General features: G+C 59.9%; 17 protein-coding genes. 9 read left to right on the top strand and 8 right to left on the bottom strand.

Annotated features, from left to right (window positions below):
• Positions 1-7: 7 nt before the first annotated feature.
• The 6 genes from ACP90_RS07220 (at position 8) to ACP90_RS07245 (ending at position 4346) form a co-directional block, all read left to right on the top strand.
• On the top strand, positions 8-892 hold the full coding sequence (locus ACP90_RS07220) for a cytochrome c1 (RefSeq protein WP_062487613.1): 885 nt from the start codon (positions 8-10) through the stop codon (positions 890-892).
• Between the two features lie 71 nt (positions 893-963).
• Positions 964-1455 carry a heme-binding protein gene (locus tag ACP90_RS07225; protein WP_062487615.1) on the top strand — a complete coding sequence of 164 codons (492 nt, stop codon included), beginning with the start codon at positions 964-966 and terminating at the stop codon, positions 1453-1455.
• Positions 1456-1516: 61 nt separating this feature from the next.
• A complete protein-coding gene (locus ACP90_RS07230; RefSeq protein ID WP_062487617.1) occupies positions 1517-2395 on the top strand; it encodes an S-methyl-5'-thioadenosine phosphorylase in 879 nt (292 codons plus the stop codon).
• 135 nt (positions 2396-2530) lie between these two features.
• Entirely contained in the window at positions 2531-3079 is a 549-nt protein-coding gene (locus ACP90_RS07235) for an adenine phosphoribosyltransferase (protein ID WP_022998117.1), read from the top strand.
• 7 nt (positions 3080-3086) lie between these two features.
• Positions 3087-3749: a 5,6-dimethylbenzimidazole synthase gene (gene bluB, locus ACP90_RS07240; RefSeq protein WP_022998116.1), complete on the top strand. Its 663-nt coding sequence runs from the start codon at positions 3087-3089 to the stop codon at positions 3747-3749.
• A 117-nt stretch (positions 3750-3866) separates the two neighbouring features.
• Positions 3867-4346, top strand: coding sequence for a GNAT family N-acetyltransferase (locus ACP90_RS07245; RefSeq protein WP_022998115.1), 480 nt, complete (start codon positions 3867-3869; stop codon positions 4344-4346).
• 78 nt (positions 4347-4424) lie between these two features.
• On the opposite strand, the gene ACP90_RS07250 is transcribed toward ACP90_RS07245, so the two are convergent.
• On the bottom strand, positions 4425-5321 hold the full coding sequence (locus ACP90_RS07250) for an agmatinase (protein ID WP_062487619.1): 897 nt from the start codon (positions 5319-5321) through the stop codon (positions 4425-4427).
• A 288-nt stretch (positions 5322-5609) separates the two neighbouring features.
• Here ACP90_RS07250 and ACP90_RS07255 point away from each other — a divergent pair, with 288 nt between their 5' ends.
• Entirely contained in the window at positions 5610-6632 is a 1023-nt protein-coding gene (locus ACP90_RS07255) for a methyltransferase (protein WP_062487621.1), read from the top strand.
• Between the two features lie 114 nt (positions 6633-6746).
• Positions 6747-6989 carry a hypothetical protein gene (locus tag ACP90_RS07260; RefSeq protein WP_062487623.1) on the top strand — a complete coding sequence of 81 codons (243 nt, stop codon included), beginning with the start codon at positions 6747-6749 and terminating at the stop codon, positions 6987-6989.
• A gap of 113 nt (positions 6990-7102) precedes the next feature.
• Here ACP90_RS07260 and ACP90_RS28695 read toward each other — a convergent pair whose 3' ends face one another.
• The 4 genes from ACP90_RS28695 to ACP90_RS07280 all read right to left on the bottom strand — a co-directional run bounded on the left by ACP90_RS28695 (position 7103) and on the right by ACP90_RS07280 (position 9490).
• On the bottom strand, positions 7103-7582 hold the full coding sequence (locus ACP90_RS28695) for a MaoC family dehydratase (RefSeq protein ID WP_062487625.1): 480 nt from the start codon (positions 7580-7582) through the stop codon (positions 7103-7105).
• A complete protein-coding gene (locus tag ACP90_RS28700; protein ID WP_022998110.1) occupies positions 7579-8037 on the bottom strand; it encodes a MaoC family dehydratase in 459 nt (152 codons plus the stop codon). Before ACP90_RS28700 ends, ACP90_RS28695 begins: the two co-directional genes overlap by 4 nt.
• Before the next feature lie 72 nt (positions 8038-8109).
• Entirely contained in the window at positions 8110-8472 is a 363-nt protein-coding gene (locus tag ACP90_RS07275) for a hypothetical protein (RefSeq protein WP_022998109.1), read from the bottom strand.
• A gap of 118 nt (positions 8473-8590) precedes the next feature.
• Positions 8591-9490, bottom strand: coding sequence for an NAD(P)-dependent oxidoreductase (locus ACP90_RS07280; RefSeq protein WP_062487627.1), 900 nt, complete (start codon positions 9488-9490; stop codon positions 8591-8593).
• A 189-nt stretch (positions 9491-9679) separates the two neighbouring features.
• Here ACP90_RS07280 and ACP90_RS07285 point away from each other — a divergent pair, with 189 nt between their 5' ends.
• Entirely contained in the window at positions 9680-10579 is a 900-nt protein-coding gene (locus tag ACP90_RS07285; protein ID WP_062491438.1) for an AraC family transcriptional regulator, read from the top strand.
• An 8-nt stretch (positions 10580-10587) separates the two neighbouring features.
• Here the strand turns inward: ACP90_RS07285 and ACP90_RS07290 are convergent, their stop codons facing one another.
• From ACP90_RS07290 to ACP90_RS07300, 3 genes are all read right to left on the bottom strand, one after another.
• Positions 10588-12363, bottom strand: a complete 1776-nt coding sequence (locus tag ACP90_RS07290; protein WP_062487629.1) for an SLC13 family permease — start codon at positions 12361-12363, stop codon at positions 10588-10590.
• A 311-nt stretch (positions 12364-12674) separates the two neighbouring features.
• The gene (locus ACP90_RS07295; protein ID WP_062487631.1) at positions 12675-13358 is read right to left on the bottom strand and encodes a fumarylacetoacetate hydrolase family protein; all 684 of its coding nucleotides are present in this window, start codon (positions 13356-13358) and stop codon (positions 12675-12677) included.
• Positions 13359-13523: 165 nt separating this feature from the next.
• The gene (locus tag ACP90_RS07300) at positions 13524-14822 is read right to left on the bottom strand and encodes an MFS transporter (protein ID WP_022998104.1); all 1299 of its coding nucleotides are present in this window, start codon (positions 14820-14822) and stop codon (positions 13524-13526) included.
• Positions 14823-14943: the final 121 nt, after the last annotated feature.

Genomic DNA, 14943 nt, shown 5'->3' on the forward strand with positions numbered 1-14943 from the left:
TGAGACAATGAGCACCATGATCAAAATGGTTCGTTCCTTCGCTGCGGTGGCGGCTGTCGCCATCGCGACCCCGGTCTTCGCAGCAGGCAACGCCCCGCACATCGAGCGGGAGCAGTGGTCCTTCTCGGGTCCGTTCGGTTTCTACGACCGTGGCCAGCTGCAGCGTGGCTTCAAGGTCTACCGGGAAGTCTGTGCTTCGTGCCACGGCCTGAAGCAGGTTTCTTTCCGTAACCTTGCTGAAGACGGTGGCCCGAGCTTCACCGAAGATCAGGCCAAGCAGATCGCGTCCGAGTACACCGTCATCGACGGTCCGAACGACGACGGCGACATGTATGAGCGTCCGGGTATCCTGGCGGACAAGTTCCCGTCTCCGTTCCCGAACGAGCAGGCTGCCCGCGCTTCCAACGGCGGCGCTTACCCGCCGGACTTCTCGCTGCTGGCAAAGGCCCGTGCGGCGCACCGCGGTTTCCCGTGGTTCGTCTTCGACGCCTTCACCCAGTATCAGGAGCAGGGCCCGGATTACATCTACGCGCTTCTCACCAGCTATCCGGAAGAAAACCCGGCATGTCTGGGTGAGGACTTCACCGGCAACTACAACCCGGCATTCCTGGGTGGTTCCGTTACCGCTGAAGCTTGTGCGCACGAGCATCTGACAGGTGGTCCGATCGGCATGGCCTCACCGTTGTCCGACGAGCTGGTCGAATACACCGACGGCACACCGATGACGGTCGACCAGTATGCGCATGACGTCGCTGCATTCATGATGTGGGCCGCCGAGCCGCATCTGGAAGAGCGCAAGAAGATCGGCTTCCGGGTCATGATCTTCCTGATCGTCTTCGCTGGTATGCTCTACTTCACGAAGAAGAAACTGTGGCGCAACGTTGAGCATTGATTGATTGACGCCTAAGTGCATGATGAAAGCCGCCGGACCTTCCGGCGGCTTTTTCTTTGAGGGGTAATGCAATGCACCGCGCATTGATGTTTCTGGCAATTCTCCTGCTTCCTGTCCCCGCAAATTCGCAATCGGCCGCAACCCACATGGTCGAGGTCCTGGACATGCATCTTGCCATGCGCGCTGCGCTGCGAGCCGTCGAGGTCTGCAACGAGGCAGGTTTTCAGGCTGGAGCTTCCGTGGTGGACCGTTTCGGCGTCGAGCAAGTGACACTGCGCAGCAACATGGGCGGTGCGCATGTTGCCGAAACCGCCCGTCGCAAGGCCTGGACCGCTGCTTCATTCAACCTTCCCAGTTCGGATCTTGGTTCGCTCGCCGGACCGGGTGGAGAGGCCAGTCTTGCAGCTATTCCAGGGGCGTTGCCTCTGGCTGGGGGGCTGCCCATCGTCTCGGCGACCGGAATGCTTCTCGGAGCGATTGGCGTTGCCGGAGGCGGTGGCGGCGAGAATGAGGCGAAATGCGCGAAGGCCGGGCTTGACGCCATCGCGGATCAATTGAAATAAACCATCGCTGATGCGGGCCTGTGTCCCGCAGGAATTGATTTTGAATCTGTTTGGAGTGGTTATGGCAGACGCAGTATTGGGCATTATCGGCGGGTCTGGAATCTACGACCTTCCGGGTCTGGAAAACTCCGAATGGATCGCCGTCAACAGCCCGTGGGGCACCCCGTCCGATGAAGTGCGTATCGGCACCATTGATGGTCTCAAGGTGGTTTTCCTGCCTCGCCATGGGCGCGGACACGTCTATTCGCCGACAACCATAAACTACCGCGCCAACATCGACGTGATGAAGCGCTGCGGTGTCACCGATCTTCTGTCTGTCTCTGCCTGCGGATCGCTCAAGGAAGAACATGCTCCGGGCACCTTCGTGCTGGTGGACCAGTTCATCGACAGGACGTTTGCGCGGGAGAAGAGTTTCTTCGGTACCGGCTGTGTCGCGCATGTGTCCATGGCGACACCGGTCAGCCCGAAGCTGGTCGATGCAGTGGCGGCAGCCGCGAAAGCGGAAGGCCTCGCCTATGCCAAGGGCGGCACCTATCTGGCCATGGAAGGTCCGCAGTTCTCTTCTCTAGCGGAAAGCCAGCTCTACCGGTCCTGGGGCTGCGACGTCATTGGCATGACCAACATGCCGGAAGCAAAGCTTGCCCGCGAGGCGGAGATTTCCTACGCCACCATCGCGATGGTCACCGACTATGACAGCTGGCACCCGGACCACGGCGAAGTCGATATTCAGGCCATCATCAAGGTTCTTCACGAGAATGCGGAAAACGCCCAGAGGCTTGTTGGCCGTGTCGCTAGGGATCTGCCGCGCGAACATCAGTCCTGCCCGGCCGGGTCCGATACTGCGCTGGAGTTTGCCATGATGACCGCGCCGGACAAACGCGACCCGGCGCTGGTGGCGAAGCTCGACGCTGTCGCAGGACGAATCCTGAACCGGACCTGACCGGATTGCCGGCCGAAAGTGTGGCCGGCATAACCCCTTGAGACAAAGCGAAATTGCTTCGACCGGCAGGTCAAACTTGTTATAACCACCGGCCGGGGCAGATGCCTGGAACTATTTTAACAGAGAGATATCCCGATGACCGCACAGACCATTCAGGATGAGCTTGTCAGTGCAATCCGCACGATCAAGGACTATCCGAAAGAGGGCATCCTGTTCCGGGATATCACGACGCTGCTCGGCGATGCCCGTGCCTTCCGCCGGGCGGTCGATGCCCTGGTACAGCCCTGGGCCGGCTCCAAGGTCGATCAGATTGCGGGCATCGAGGCGCGCGGTTTCATTCTCGGGGGCGCGGTCGCGCACCAGCTGTCCGCCGGCTTCGTGCCGATCAGGAAGAAGGGCAAGCTCCCGCACGAAACCGTCCGGATCGCCTATTCCCTGGAATATGGTCTGGATGAGATGGAAATGCACAAGGATGCGATCAAGCCGGGTGACCGTGTCATCCTGGTTGACGACCTGATTGCTACCGGTGGAACGGCAGAGGCTGCCTGCAAATTGTTGCGGTCCATGGGCGCCAACATCGAGTCGGCGTGCTTTATCGTCGATCTGCCAGATCTCGGCGGGCGCAAGAAACTGGAAGCGATGAACGTTCCAGTGCGCACCCTCGTGGAATTTCCGGGTCACTAGGTCTGTCATGGCGGGAGGAGCCGAGGGCAGAGACGTGATACCGGACTTTTCAGCGAAATTTCAGAAGGATTTCGAGACCCTTCTGAAATGGCGACGGGACGTGCGCCGTTTCAAGCAGGAACCCTTGCCGGCAGGCGCTCTCGACCATCTTCTGCAACTGGCAGACCTCGCCCCCTCTGTTGGCAACAGTCAACCCTGGCGAATTGTTGTTGTCGACAGCGCCGAGGCGCGTGGTCGGATCATCGCGAGCTTCGAAGCGGAAAATGAAGAAGCCGCCAGGACCTACAGTGACGACAAGGCGCTCGCCTATCGCCAGCTCAAGCTGGCGGGGCTGAAGGAAGCCCCCGTGCATCTGGCGATTTTCTGCGACGACGACCCGGAACAGGGCCACGGACTAGGCCGGCTGACCATGCCGGAAACGCTGGCCTATTCCACGGTCAGCATGATCCACACATTCTGGCTGGCGGCTCGTGCCGAAGGTGTCGGGGTTGGCTGGGTGTCGATCCTTGATCCGGACGCGGTGACAGAGGCGCTGCAGGTTGACGCCGGTTGGCGCCTCGTGGCTTATCTATGCGTCGGTTATCCGGAAGAAGAGCATATCGACCCGGAGCTGGAGCGAGCGCGTTGGCAGGCGCGCACGCCTCTGGCATCCCGCGTCATTCACCGATAGGGCATCCTGCGGCCAGACGACCGCAGAAAGGATGCTCGCAAATTATGGAAGCGATCGGCAAATGCTTGTTCAATTGGCGACGATTGAAGGGCCGCTGATCTGGAGGCAGGGCAGACCATGAGCGTGATCATCCGACGGATCAACGAGGAAGACAAGGAAGCTGTGTTCCAGCTTCTGGCAGACCGATGGGCAGGCCCCGAAATGCTATTGGACGGCGAGATCGTCGATGCGTCGAGCCTGCCGGGTTATGTTGCCTATGCAGGTGACGATCTTGTGGGGCTCGTCACGCTGATCAAGCGGGAAAGCGAATGGGAAATCCTCACGCTGGACTCGCTCAGCCGCTGGGGTGGCACCGGAACACTGCTGCTGAACGCGGTGGTCGATGAAGCAAAGGCGTCCGGCATCAACCGGCTGACCGTCCGTACGTCCAACGACAACCTCGACGCCTTCCGCTTCTATCAACGGCGCGGTTTCCGTCTGGAGCGGATCGCGCAAGGTGTCATCGACGCCGAGCGCGAGAAGAAGCCGGAAATCCCGCTGCGTGGCGACTACGGTATCGAAATCCGCGACGAAGTCCTGTTTGCCCGCAGCCTTTGAGGTGCTGGCGACATCCCCTTTCTTTCCCACCTTTTCTGCATCGGTCTTGCCAGCCCGAACACGTGTCCGAGCATCCTGTTATTGCCGGACGATCGCACCGACGGCGTTGACCAAAAGTCTTGAGGCGGTCAGCGCACTGAGGCCGTCGATATCGTTTGGCGGGTAGAATTCGACCAGGTCAAACCCAACGATCCTTGCGCGTCTGCCTAGCCCCGCAATCAGATCGATCACCTGCGTGTAGGTGAGCCCGCCGGGCGTGCGCGCGGCAACGCCGGGCATGATGGCCGGGTCGAGGCCGTCACAGTCCAGCGTGACGACGCAGCGCGCGCCTTGCGGAATATGCTTCAACGCGGCCGAGATACCTTCTGCGTGGACCTCGCGCGCTGTGACAAAGCGGCTGCCATAGGTTTGTGCAGCCTCGATTTCGGTTTTGCCGGCGCTGCCAACGGCACGCAGGCCAACCTGAACGAGGCCCGCAACATGCGGCATCTCGCTGATGCGGCGCATCGGGCTGGAATAGCCGTAGCGCTCGCCGTCGACCTCATCGCGCCAGTCGATATGGGCATCTATCTGCAGCACCCACAGGGGTCCCTGATCAGCGAAGGCGGCGAGGAAGGGGATCGGTAGGGAATCATCACCGCCAAGCAGGATCGGAACGGCTGGCAGTGCCAGGATCGAGCGGGTTTGTGCCTCGATCCGTGCCCGGTTGCCTGCGTTGTCGTGCAGCCGGGTGTCGATATTGCCGATGTCGGTGCAGCACACCGGCTGATCCTCGAATAGCGGTCCACCGAGATCGAAGTCCCAATGGCCGACGAGACCGGCATCTTCCTGACTGGCTGCGCGAATGGCATCGGCAGCTCCGGTGTACCCGCTGCTGACCTTTCCCGGGTAAGTGCTGCCATGTCCGGCACTGAAGATCACAGCACGTGGTGTCCGGTTTTCCGGAAGCTGTGCGGGAAAGTCGAGAAAAGGCACTCGGTCGGTCCTGTTCGGTTTCTTGCGGGCGGTAATCTGCAGAAAGGCAAATTACCGGGCGTTTGAGAACGCTTTCGATGCCTGACAGCATCAGCCTCAGCTTAATCGAAGACCGGGGTCTGCCAAAGTTCAAGGACAAAAACCGGCTCCCGCGTCAGCTCTTGCCGGATGGGGAGCGGAATTTGCATTGCGGCGCACAATAGTTATACTTGCTCATTCCCAAGTTCATTTTTCCTGAACGGAAAAATTCCGCACATTTGTGCTCAGAATTCCTGAGGAGGATAATTTATGCCCGTCGCCAGGTCCTTGGAAACGGCTGAGGAAATTTCAGATATTGCTTTCGGATTTATGGGCTCCAAGGCTCTTTTTTCTGCACTTCATGTAGATTTGTTTTCACTGCTTTCCGAAAAGACCTTGACGCCACAGCAAGTTGCTGAAGAAAGCGAGCTTGATCTTGATCGCGCCACAACACTGTTGACCGCGCTTACGAGCCTCGGGCTGGTGCGCCGGGAGGGAGCAGGCTTCACCAATTCGCCCGCAGCGGAGGCGTTTCTGGTGAAAGGACGGAAGTATGATTTCGGCGACTATCTGCGGTTTCAGATCGACAAGCAGATGTACCCCTTCATGACGCAGCTTAACGACGCCCTGACGGACAGTCTGGAGGACGACCAGGTTGCTTCCTACGAGACGTGGTTCAGCGACCCGGAAGAAGCACGGCTTTATTCCCGGTCCCAGCATGCAGGCTCGCTTGGGCCCGGGCGGGGACTTGCCAAGCTTGTGGATCTGTCCGCTGCCAAGCAGTTGCTGGACGTTGGCGGTGGCACCGGGGCCTTCTCGATTTCGCTTTGCAAGGCGTATCCGGGACTGCGATCAACCGTTCTGGATTTTCCGAATGTCGCCAAGGTAGGCGAAGAGTTCATTGCCGAAGAAGGCCTGCAGGACCGCATCCGATATGCGCCGGGCAATGCCCTGAAGGACACATGGCCGGACAGCGCGGACGCAGTGCTGATGTCCTATCTCTTTTCCGGCGTCCCGGGCACGGCCATTCCCGGGCTTGTGCGCAAGGCCTTCGAGGTTCTGACACCGGGCGGTGACTTCATGGTGCATGACTTCATGGTCGACGAAAACCGCGACGGGCCGAAGCTGGCGGCGCTCTGGCAGCTTCAGCACACCGCCTTCAACCCGGAAGCCCGTTCGATCACGAGTTCCTACGTTGCCAGCCTGATGGAAGCCGCCGGCTTCACCGATATCGCAGTTGAAGTGATGATCCCGGGCATGACGATGCTGGTGCACGGCCGCAAGCCGGAATAGCATTACGCGGCAAACTGCGGCAAATGGGCATGATGTCCGTTTGCCGCAGTGCCTGGAACAGGCAAACGGATTAGGGACAAACTCTACGTGTTTTCCCTAAGATCCGGAGAAGAGATGTCTGCTTCATCTGCCCCCAAGGAAGTCCTGGTGCTACGGCTGCTTCTGGCCGTGCCCATCTTGAACCTGTTTCTCAAGGAAGCGCTTTATGGCGCGGAAGATGCCAAATACTGGTTCATCGCCAATCTCGCGATGATCTGGGCGGTGTCGATCTGTGCCTTCGGATACCCGGCGATCATCCTGCCGGCGCTGACCATGGTGCCGATGGCCTTCTTGTGGATCCTGGACGTCTGCCGCTGAGGCACAGCTCGCATGCGAGGCATGGCAAGTCAGGATTTCCAACCGCAAAGCGTGCTGCCGTCTTGAGGACGCAGCACGCTTTTGCGTTTTAACAGGGCCGACTGATTGTCCGGTTAGACCTTGCGGCGTTCGACGAACACCGTGCCCTTGAAGGAGAACACCAACGTGCCGTCCTGATTGAAGGCCTGCATGTCGGAATGAACGAGACCCCAGTCCGGGCGGGTCCGGCTTTCGGTCTTGCCGGTGACCACACGCCGGTAGCGCAGCGTGTCACCAACAAAGACCGGCCTGATCCACTTGAGATCCTCGAACCCGGGCGAGGGGCCGATATTGGCTGGTGTTTGCCCTGCCGCCAGCGCTTCTTCCTGAAGAGCCTTGTGCCTGGCGACCCAGAGCTTCATGAATACCGCTGCCGTGTGCCAACCGGAAGCGCACAGGCGACCGAAATGGGTCTGCGCGGCGGCCTCCTCGCTGAGGTGAAAAGCCTGCGGATCGTATTTTTCCGCAAAACGCACGATGTCTTCCCGGGTGAAGGTGTGTTCGCCAAGGTCAAGCGTGTCACCCACTTCAATATCTTCGAAAAAGGCACTCACCGGGCGACCTCCCGTCTTGCGAACAGGTTCGGGTTTTCCCAGACGAGCACTTCGATGCCCTTCTGGTTCTTGGCCGTCACGCGAATGTTGACGAGGCCAAGGTCCGGTTTCGACCGCAAGTCTCTCGTGTCGAGTATTTCGACCCGGGCCGTTAGGCAGTCACCTGGATGAACGGGACGCTTCCACTGCAGCTTGGTGATACCCGGCGAACCACGGCCGCTTGTCCTGGTCAGGAAATTTTCGGCAAGCAGGCGCATCACCATCGAACCTGTATGCCAGCCGGAGGCGGCAAGCCCGCCGAGGATGGATGCCTTGCCGGCCTCTTCGTCGAGGTGGAAAGGCTGCGGATCGAACTCGGCAGCGAAATCGATGATTTCGTCCCTGCTGACGGTGAGGGAGCCCAGCTCGAAGACCTGACCAGGTTCGAAGTCTTCAAAATAAAGGAGATCGGTCATGAATTCCGGTGGTGTTGGCAGTCCGCGGAAACGCGATGGTCCGCGTTCCCGCCTTGAGATTGGAAGAAAAGATCAGTCGTAATAGATCTCGTTATCATCCATGTAGACGTTGCTGGCTTCGCAGATATCGATGTCGATCGGATCGTCGAGAACTTCGGTATCGTCGTCGGCCAGCCAGCCGACCTGGAAGGTCTGCGCGCAATTGCCGGTGTCGGCGGCGAACTCGGCTTTCGCGCTTTCACCCGGCGAAAGCGGTCCGGACAGCCAGTTGTCCGACCAGCCGTCGCCGTCATTGGTGTAGAAGCCGACGACGACGTTGTCTTCGGTGTTGTTGTAGATCTGGAAGTACCCTTGCGAGCCGGTTCCCTGTGCGACGGCTGCAGTCGCAGACGCCAGGAGGGCAAGGCCGAGAGTGGCAGATTTCAGTAGCTTCATGGCACGTTTCCCAGGTGGGCAGCCTTGCTGCCCGACAGTGTTGCGTTCAGAAGCTAGTCCCAGCCGTATCGGAAGTAAAACTAAATCCGCCAGCCTTCGTTCTTGCCTGGATCGCCGGTTATACGGTCACGTATTTGCGCCAGTTGTGCTCTTCTTGGAAGCCCAGAACCTCGCGGATCTTGCGGTTCGAAAACAGGGCCTCGTGCTCGCCGAGTTCCCGGCTCAGCGGCACGTCGGGGAAGAAGCGCTTGAGGATTTCCGCATTCGGAATATCGACGGAATTCGTGTCGTTGCCGGCGTTGAAGACCTGGTAGCCGAGCCCGTCCTTTTCGAGGCAGCGGTCGACGATCTGACCGAGGTCGCGCGCATCGATATAGCAGAAGATGTTTCTGCGGCGTTGCGCAGGATTGGCAAAGAAATCCGGGAACCGGTCGTATTCGTGCGGCTCGATGACATTGCCGATCCGCAGCGCATAGATATCGAAGCCGGACCGGCGCTGGAAGGCGCGGGCGGTCTGTTCGTTGACCACCTTGGAAAGCCCGTAACTGTCCATCGGGTCGACGTCATAATCTTCTTCGACGGGCAGCACCTTCGGGTCGACCACGCCATCGGCGAAACAGACGCCGTAGGTGGTTTCCGAAGAGGCGAGCACGATCTTGCGGATGCCGAGCTTCACGGCGGCTTCAATGACGTTGTATGTGCCGATCGTATTGACTTCGAAGGTTCTGTTGTCCGGATGAATGAGAATGCGCGGCACAGCGGCAAAATGGACCACCGCATCGAAAGTTGGCACCCCGTTGCCCGGTTCCAGTTCATCGAAATTGGCGTAGCTGGTCATGACGTTGAACATTTCACCCGATGAGGTGATGTCGGCGATGAGGTTGTCGACACCTGGATGATCAAGCGGTTTCAGGTCGACGTTGACGACGCGATGTCCCTGCGCCAGCAGATAGGGAACGACGTGCCGTCCGGCCTTGCCGGAACCGCCGGTGAACAGAATGCGTTTCTGGGTGGTCATGGTTCAACTCCCCTGTTTTTGAGTTGCGTACATCATGGCCATTCCGACGCCGGAAGCCAGTGCCTGTTTTGTCTTTCTGGAAGAAAGACCTTGTTCTTCCGGAATGTGCCGGCGTGAGAGGGTGGAAGTCAGCAAGATTTATCAAAAAGCATGGTGCTAGGGTCCCATCAATCGAACGGGGCCAAGTCCATGACCAATCACGAAAAGCTCACACTCTCACCGCGAGACAACGGCTATGTCCGCCGTTTCACAAGGGTGATCGAATATATCTACGCCAACCTCGACGAGGATCCTGATCTGGCGACGCTTGCCGAGGTGGCGGCCCTTTCTCCCTCACACTGGCACAGGGTCTGGCAGTCGACCTATGGCGAATCCATCTTCGCGACGGTCAAGCGTCTGCGCCTTCATCGTGCCGCGGGAGACCTTGCCTATACGGACCTGGCCTTGCCCGTCGTCGCAAAACGGGCCGGTTACGGCAGCCTGGAAGCTTTTTCACGCAGCTTCAAACAGGCTTACGGCCAGACCCCCACCGCCTACCGCTCCTCCGTTTCCTCGCGCCGGGTTCAGCCGGCCAACGGCGGTGCACCACTTCCCAAACAGAAAGGACCAGCTCCAATGCATGACGTTTCCGTCAAAACCCTTCCGTCCGAAACCCTGGCCGTGCTGCCTCACCGAGGCGCGTACATGGAAATCGGCAAGGCGTTTGAGACACTTTTCGGCATTCTGGTGAGCCGTCAGCTGGTCGGCCGGATCGGTGCGATGAAGGCGCTCTATTATTCCGACCCGACCCATGTTGCCGAAGATGATCTGCAGTCGGCTGCCGGAGCGGTCATAAACGATAGCTTCCCGGTCGATGCTCCGCTCGAAAAGCGGGAAACGCGTGCCGGTGACTACGCGGTGCTGCGTTACAAGGGACCCTACGCCGACATGAAATGGGCCTACGAGTGGCTTTACGGCGAGTGGCTGACGCAGTCTGGCCGTGAACCGGACGATGCGCCCTGTCTGGAAGTCTATCTCAACAACCCGCGCGACACGGCGCCGGCGGACCTTCTGACCGACATCTGCCTGCCTCTGAAGCCTGCTGCCTGAGCTCTGTTTCAGAGCGGCCAGAACAGCAGGATGGCCGGGATGCTGACGACCAGGACGAGGATCTCGAGCGGCAGGCCCATACGCCAGTAGTCGCCAAAGCGGTAGCCGCCCGGGCCCATGATGATGGTGTTGTTCTTGTGGCCGATCGGCGTCAGGAACGCACAGGACGAAGCAACCGCCACCGCCATCAGGAACGGGTCGGAGTTCACCTGCAGGGAATTGGCGATCTGGACCGAGATAGGCGCTGCGATCAGGCAGGTGGCAACGTTGTTCAGGAAGTCGGAAAGGGTCATCGTCACCACCATCAGGATGGCGAGGGTGACCCAGGCCGGAGCCGTCGAGGTGAGGGCGAGAATACCGTCGGCGATCAGCTGTGCGTTGCCTGCTTCCTCAAATGCTTGTCCAAGGGGGATCAACGAGCCGAGCAGCACGATCACCTTCCACTCCACGGACTGATAAACCTCTGATCCGCTGATCAGGCCGGCGGCGGCATAAAAAATCACACAGGCAGCCAGGGCCACCGGGAGATAGGCAAGGCCGGCAACGGCTGCTGCAATCGCAACGGTAAAGCCTGCGATGGCCAGCCAGGCCTTGTTGCGCTGCATGACGCCCGTCTTGCGTCCTTCCAGAGGCAGGACACCAAGCCAGGCACAGGCGCTTTCCAGCCGCTCCGGGGTGCCCAGCAGAAGAAGCACATCACCCGGGCGTATCTCTTCGTGGCGAACGCGTTTCTGAACGCGGCGACCCTGCCTGGAAATGCCGAGCAAGGTAACGCTGTGGCCGTAAAGGAGGCGCATGTCGAAACTCGACCGGCCGATGATCCTGGCATTGTCCGGCGCGATTGCCTCGATCAGTGACAGGGCGTCGTTGTTCAGGCCGCCCTTGTGTTGTTCTGAGCCGGCGAATTCCAGCTTGGCCGCGCCCATGAAGGCCTCGATAGCCTTGGGGTCGCCTTCCACGAACAGGTAATCTCCGGACTTGATCGCCTCGCGGCGGGCAAACCCGCGTACCCGCCGGCCATTGCGGATGAGGCCGATGATGGCGACATCCTTCTCGTCGGCAACCGGGTAAAGATCGCCGACGGTAAGCGGCTTTTCTTCCGAGATTTCCCCGACCTTCAGTTCGGCCGCATAAAGGCTTTCGGCAAAGCCCTCCTGTTTCGGCTTGTCCCGGAAATGGCGGGGCAGCAGGCGCCAGCCGAACAGGGCAACAAAGGCAATGCCTGTCACTGCGACCACGAGGCCGACAGGGGCAAAATCGAACATGGAAAAGGGCGCGCCAAAGGCATCCGAACGATACTGCGCGATGACGATGTTTGGCGGTGTTCCGATCAGGGTGATCATGCCGCCGAGGATGGTTGCGAAAGACAGGGGCATCAGGGAGAGGCCGGGCGAACGTTCCGCCTTCTTGGCCGCCTCCATATCGAGCGGCATGAGCAATGCCAGCGCAGCGACGTTATTGATGATTGCCGACAGGCTGGCGCCGACGATGGCCATCAGACCGATATGCCGCGACAGGCCTCTGGAAGCGGAAATCACCACGCCCGCAATCAGTTCCACGGCACCTGAGTTCATCAGCCCGCGCGAGACGATCAGCACGAGGGCAATGATCATGACGGCGGAATGGCCGAAGCCGGAGAAGATTTCCTCGGAAGGGACGAGACCCAGGAACGCACCCAGGATCAACGCGCCAAAGGCAATGAGATCGAAGCGGATACGGCCCCAGACCAGCAGTGCGAAGACAGTGCCGAAGAGGACGAACAGGGCAATCTGGTCAAAGGTCACGAACAGGCTCCGGCAAAGACTTCAAAATCCGGGTTCGACCTGAACATGGCCGACCCGCAATCTCAAGACCACTTAAAGGACTTGGTCCGTCTTCCTTTGCATTTCCGGCGGAACGGAGCTGGACAGCACCGTTGTCGGAGAAACCGGGACCACGACTTCTAAACACGGATTGCCACCAAAAGGTTCCGCAGCTTTCAAGGGCGAGAGAAGGCCAATAAGACCAGGCCCGGAAAGCGGCTGCTTTCCGGGCCCTTGCAATGCGGCAATACCGGGGATCTCAACGCGAGCGCGCTCACGCCCACCCGGGCCTGTCAAATGACCCTGACGGTCAGCTCCGGCAAGCCGTCGATGGTCGCCAGCATGAGATCGCCGCACTGGACGGAACCGACACCAGCGGGGGTTCCGGTCAGGATGACGTCGCCCGCACCAAGCTGGAACAGCTCGGACAGCTTGGCGATGATTTCCGGTATTTTCCAGATCAACTGGTTGAGGTCGCCTTCCTGGCGAAGCTCTCCGTTCACGCTGAGAGCAATCCGGCCCTGGTCGAGGAAGCCGCTGTCTGCCGCCGGCATGATCCGGCCGATAGGGGCAGAGCGTTCAAAAGCCTTGGCGGCTTCCCACGGGCGCCCCGCCTTCTTGGCCTCCGCCTGCAGGTCGCGGCGGGTCATGTCGAGGGCAACGGCGTAGCCGTAAACATGTTCAAGTGCACTGGCTGCCGGGATGCTGCGCTTGCCGGACTTCAGAACGACCGCGAGTTCAACCTCGTGATGCACGTCGCTGGACAGGGGCGGATAGGGAAACTCGCCGGAAGGATCGAGGTTGTCCGGGTTCTTCTGGAAGAAGAACGGCGCTTCCCTGTTCGGATCGTGGCCCATCTCCACGGCATGAGCGGCATAGTTTCGACCGACGCAATAGACCCGCCGGACTGGAAAACCCTTCTGGCTTTCGCTGACGGGCAGGATCGTGGGGAAGGGAGCCGGAATGACGGTCGACATCGCAGACACTTTCGAGAATTGACGAAAGCCTGCTTGTACCGGGTTCGGCAGCATCCTGTCGAGCGGGAGTTATGTTCGCCCCGGTGGAGCCAGCCTTTGCCGTGCGATTTGTTGGGCACACCAGAGGCGTTCAGGCCGGAATGCAGGTGGTCCTATTGCCCTGGACTAGGTTGGAGCCGGCTCCGCTTCTTCGTCCTGGCTGATACTGCCGTCTTCCGAAGGCATGAACCAGATGACCACGAAGGCCAGCAGGCCGGCAGCGATCATGTAGAACGCCGGCGCGAGCTGCAGGTGGGTCTTGTCGATCAGATAGGTGGCAAACAGCGGTGCCGTGCCGCCAAAGAGCGCCAGCGGGATGTTGTAGCCGATGGAATAGCCGGTCACGCGCACGGACACAGGGAACTGGCCGACCATGGCGGCCATGAGCGGGGCAAAGAAGGCGGTGAGAATAACGGCCATGCCGAGCTGGCCCAGAATGACCATGACCGGATCCGGATGATGCACCAGCCAGAACATCGGCAGGGCGAAGAGGGCAACACCGCCCGATCCGAACAGCAGTATGGTTCTTCGGTCGATCCTGTCGGCGAGATAGCCGACAATAGGCAACAGCAGCATGAAGACGACCATCACGCTGGTGTTGATCGTCAGGGCCCGACTTTCCGTGAACTTGACGTAGTCGACCAGGTAGGACGTGAGATAGACGAACGTCAGATAGAAGCCGACGCCGTTGAGGATGTTGCACGCTATCGTCCGCAGCAGGGCGGGCCGGTGGTTGCGCAGGACCTCGCCAACCGGAGCACTGACAGGATCGTGCGAGGAGGGCGGTTGATCCCTTTCTTCTGCCTTGGTGCCGCTTCGGATCATGAAACCGGTCAGGCCGACCAGCAGACCGAAGGCGAAGGGAATGCGCCATCCCCAACTTCCCAGATCGTCCGCCGGCAGGAGGCCGGTTGCCAGTGCCGCCACGCCGGAACCGAGCAGAATGCCGAATGTTGCCCCGACCAGGGCCCAGGAAACCGTGAAACACCGACGCTTGGGCGGGGCGATCTCGTAAAGATAGACGGTCGAGCCGGTGTATTCGCCGCCGACGGAAAGTCCCTGCAGCAACCGCAGCAGCGTCAGCAGCACGGGTGCGGCAATGCCAATCTGATCGTAGGTCGGCAAGAAGGCGATCAGCGTCGTCGGAATGGCCATCAGGGCGACGGACAACAGAAGGGCCCGGCTGCGACCGGTCTTGTCGGCAATATGGCCGAGCAGCAGACTGCCGATGGGACGCATGAGGAAGCCTGCCGCAAAGACACCGAAGGTGCTGATCAGGCTGACGGTCGGATCGTCACTCGGGAAAAACTGTTGCGCAAGGATGGGGGCAAGATAGCCGTAGACGGCGAAATCGTACCATTCCAGCGTGTTCCCCACAGTTCCCGCAATGATCTTGCGGATCCTGGTGTCGCTTCGTCCCGCCATATTGGCCCCTCCTGCAGGTCGAATTCCCGTTTGTCCGGGTAACCCTAGAGGGGATGTCTTTATCTTCCGTTTCCGTGCGTTCTGAGGAAGGCGGCTGACCGGGAGGTGGAAGTGGACGGGA

The organism is Labrenzia sp. CP4 (genome assembly GCF_001579905.1).
Taxonomy (GTDB): Bacteria; Pseudomonadota; Alphaproteobacteria; order Rhizobiales; family Stappiaceae; genus Roseibium; species Roseibium algicola.